Genomic DNA, 4,005 nt, shown 5'->3' with positions numbered 1-4,005 from the left:
CAGCTTCGAGGAGCTTGAAGCTATAGGCGCGTTTCAAAGATTTCTCGCGCCTCCGCCAAGGGGTGAGATAACGGAGGCAGTAAGTGACGGTGAAGCAGTCTTTGAAGAGATCGGATGCTCGAAATGCCATATCGATAGCCTTTCCACTGGAGCGAATGAAATTGAGGCACTGAGTAATAAAGATGTCGAATTGTATTCTGATTTGCTCCTTCATGATATGGGGCCTGAATTAGCCGACGGAATAGAAAAGGGGCCCGCCAAGGGTTATGAGTTTAGAACTACCCCCCTGTGGGGGCTTCGCACAAGAAACTTTTACCTCCATGATGGAAGGACTGATAGCCTTGAAGAGGCAATCAAACTCCACGGAGGCGAAGCAGAAACGGTGATCGATAGATTTTCAGGCCTTTCTCAAGAGGAACTCGACTCTCTTATGGCTTTTCTCAATTCCCTTTGATCAAATTCAACATTTTTTACGATTGGCGATCATAATTATTCAATGAAATCCTTAACTATTAAGATGGGATCTCTTTCTTCGCATAGTCCAAAACCTTCTCTAGACCATCTTTTAATGAATACTTTGGCTTCCAACCAAAGCTCTTTATTAATGTGATATCAGCATACCTAGACTGAACCCCGATGGGTTTATCTAAAATAGGCTTGATTTTTGGATTATAACCTTCGATTTCTGCAAAAATTTTTATTATTTCTATAAATGATGTTAATATTCCCGACCCAATATTTACTCCACTACCATCTGATACATTGTCTAAAGCGATAAACATAGCGTCGATACAATCATCGATATAAATAAAATCTCTAGACTGTTTTCCTGACCCCCATACTTCTACCGGAGAATCCCTTCTCGCTATGCGTCTCGCAATTGCTGGAATGGGATAACTCACATCTTGATCGTCCCCATATCCGGAAAAAGGTCTAACACAAGATATATGTAATCCATAGCTCTCCGCCGCCAATCTACTTAGAAACTCTCCAGTTAACTTACTCCAACCATAAGTCATATCAGGTTGGCCAATATGATTTTCAAAACTTATCAGACTCTCCGCTAGCGCAATGGCTGGCTTATCTTTCACGTTTTGTAAATGTATGGGATATGCAGCGCTAGAAGACGCATATAGTATTCTCTCAAATTTTTCCTTGTTACGTGTTGCCCAAACAAAAAATAAAGCATCTATGCCAAGATCAGTCGCTACTAAAATAGGGTCACCATCGATTAATACTCTACCTCCAACTATTGATGATAAATGGTAAATATCACAAAATTCAGGAACAACTAAATTACTTTCGCGTGTCACCTGTTGCTGGAAAAAACTCAAAGCGTCCATCCTTATAAAAAAAACTTTTACCCCATTCTTTAACATATAAGTAATTACATTGTTCTTCTCTCTTCGTTCTTTATATTTTAACCACCTATCTGGATGCCATCCCGTAGATAAATCATCGACAATCCATATTGATTTATTTTTTTCTAAAAGGTTTCTTACTAAGTGCCTGCCAACAAAACCACAACCGCCCGTAATAAAAATTGGTTTATCGTTATTCATTATCCAATTGTCTTTTAAAAGTATTCTCCGGTTGCCAAGTCTTGCATTTAAACCTATCTCAAAGTAATCTTATTGCTATCCAACATTTAAAAAAATGTAATAAATAGGTCAAAATACTTTGACCGGGAGGCGTGTATTTTTCTTATGCTAAGCTTACAGCAATCTTTAATATGCATCGAGTATCATTGCTGTCCAAGACAAACGGAATTTCAATAGTGAACCCTTATAAATAGAGTATATTAGACAAGTAAAAACTCGTTTTCAAAATCAGGTTCCCCCTTTCTATTGTCATTTATATTCAAAATGCTGTCCAATTAATCCCACTTAATCGACAGTTGTTCTACATCTGGCACAACCGCAGGCGTTTCAAATGGATCATCTATCCATTCCCATAAGTCCCTGTATGTAAACAGATTGTACCTAAGCATTGCCACAAGGTTTGAGAGCGACCACCCAAACTTTGAGCGGAACTGTAAATACTTCAATATCAATATAGCTATCAATGCTGTCCAAATCTGAGTCATAAGAGCATTAGGTGATGTCCCCACAAATGTCTTTATCCTGAGGTTCTGTTTTATTACCTTAAAGAATACCTCTATCTGCCATCTGTCCTTGTATATTGATGCTATTGTAGTTGCCCCAAATTCCAGATGGTTTGTAAGTAACACTATAACTTCTCCACTCTTCTCATCCCACACCTCCAATCTCCTCAGCTCCCGAGGACAATCCATCCTTGCATAATAACCCTCTAGCCCTATTATCTGGTCCCTTAATATGTTCCTCCCCCTCGGTATGGGATTATCCCTCTCGACCACATATACCGCATTTTCCTTCTGCTTGGTTACAAAATAAACCCCCTCCTCACTCCACTTCTCAAAAAGGGAATAGTCTGTATAACCCATGTCTATCGCTACTATTGAGCCCCTAGGAAATGAAAGTCCCCTGGCTATGTTTACCTCATGCACCCTTCCCCCTGTTACATTGGCAAATACCGGAAGATATCCCTCATGGTCTAAGAGTAGGTGAAGCTTCACTGCTCCCTTTGTCCTCCTGAACTTTGCCCAGTCAAATAAACTAGCGCAAAGCTCTATCACCGTAGCATCCAGGCTGAATAACTTGTTCTTAAACCGGAACTTCTTCTTACCTTGAGCATATAACTTACACCTCCCTAACAACTGATAAAATATCTTCTCATATAACTGCCAGGGCCTGTGCTCATTCGCATATGAAAGAGTAGACCTCTTGGGTGCGCTCCTTACCCCAAGGTGTCTCAGCTTACCAACACAGGTTGCTAGTCCTCCGCATATCTCCCTAAGGCTATGAGCCTGCCCTATTTGACAAAATAGCATGGCTACGAATTGCTGCCAGCTACTAAATCCCTTCGCCCTCCTTTCTGCTCCTGTCTCTAGTACTGCATTGTAAAACTCACTTCTTGGAAATATTTGTAAGATTTGTCCAAAAATACTGTTAAACTTATTCATCAAGGGAGTCCTCCTTCAGGTTTTTTGATCTTACAAACAAAATTCTACCTGTCTGAGGCTCCCTTCTTAAAAACCTATTTTGGACAGATGTGATTATGAATCTTCTTTAAAATATACGGCCAAAGGCGATTGATCGAAGCGACATGCATTTCCCGGAACGATTGGTTAGAAAACTGGCTATATTCTAATGTACATAGTACCCTTCGTCGCCAATGAGAAATATCACTCCCCGTCATTCTACTCAGTGTCTCATCTAGGGTGGATAAAACCTACGAGTGCCTTCATCGTCAATGAATTGGTAGGCCAATACTTAGAGGACGCGTATTTATCATTTAGATCAATTGGCGGCCCTGTTTCTCTTAGTTCGTTTGCATCCCTCGCCGATACATAATCACTCCTAGGCACATTCCTTATATTTAATTTGTATACTTCTATGAGTTTAGTCTGTGTTGAGCTGTGTGTACGATGGTCCTCATAAGCTCGCTGCTCGGTTGCCCAGCGTCTTTGACTTCCCCACACGCAGAGTTAAGTGCCATATACTCTTTTACCTTTTTAAAACCCCTAAGCTTCCTAGTTTGTTCTAGCTTAAACAGAGCCCTCCGCAAGGAAATAATGCGATACCACATAAGACGGTATTTCCGCCAACCATCCAGTTGGTCTGAGTGGGTTACGAAATATCCCCGTTCGAATTCATCAATTACTTCCGGACACTTCCGCAACATCATAAGTTCAACAGCGGCTAAATCATGCCTGAGTGGACGCCTGCATGCTTGGTCAAAGTCGAGCCAAATCAGTCGTTTGTCTGAATTGACGACTACGTTATGGTGTTGAAGATCACCATGTGAAAAAGCGTAATCCCCGCGAATATCGTAATTATCGAGTAATTGGAGAGACTTGAACAACTCTGAATGAAGTGCCTTATGCGACCCCTTTAAACTATTGAACCCTTGATTCGCTCTTTT

The 4,005-nt window shown here is 40.8% G+C and carries 4 protein-coding genes; 1 reads left to right on the top strand and 3 read right to left on the bottom strand.

What is annotated here, in order from left to right; translation table 11 throughout:
• A partial coding sequence (locus tag VGA95_13420; protein ID HEX9667541.1) for a di-heme oxidoredictase family protein occupies nt 1-454 on the top strand: 454 nt, incomplete at its 5' end.
• A gap of 58 nt (nt 455-512) precedes the next feature.
• On the opposite strand, the gene VGA95_13415 is transcribed toward VGA95_13420, so the two are convergent.
• From VGA95_13415 to VGA95_13405, 3 genes are all read right to left on the bottom strand, one after another.
• A complete protein-coding gene (locus tag VGA95_13415) occupies nt 513-1,562 on the bottom strand; it encodes an NAD-dependent epimerase/dehydratase family protein (GenBank protein ID HEX9667540.1) in 1,050 nt (349 codons plus the stop codon).
• Between the two features lie 314 nt (nt 1,563-1,876).
• A complete protein-coding gene (locus tag VGA95_13410; GenBank protein ID HEX9667539.1) occupies nt 1,877-3,043 on the bottom strand; it encodes an IS4 family transposase in 1,167 nt (388 codons plus the stop codon).
• Nucleotides 3,044-3,474: 431 nt separating this feature from the next.
• Nucleotides 3,475-4,005: phosphotransferase (locus VGA95_13405; GenBank protein HEX9667538.1), on the bottom strand; the 531-nt coding region annotated here is incomplete at its 5' end.

Source organism: Thermodesulfobacteriota bacterium, assembly GCA_036397855.1.
In the GTDB taxonomy this organism is placed as follows: Bacteria; Desulfobacterota_D; UBA1144; order Nemesobacterales; family CSP1-2; genus DASWID01.
This window is presented reverse-complemented; position numbering and strand designations above follow the sequence as displayed.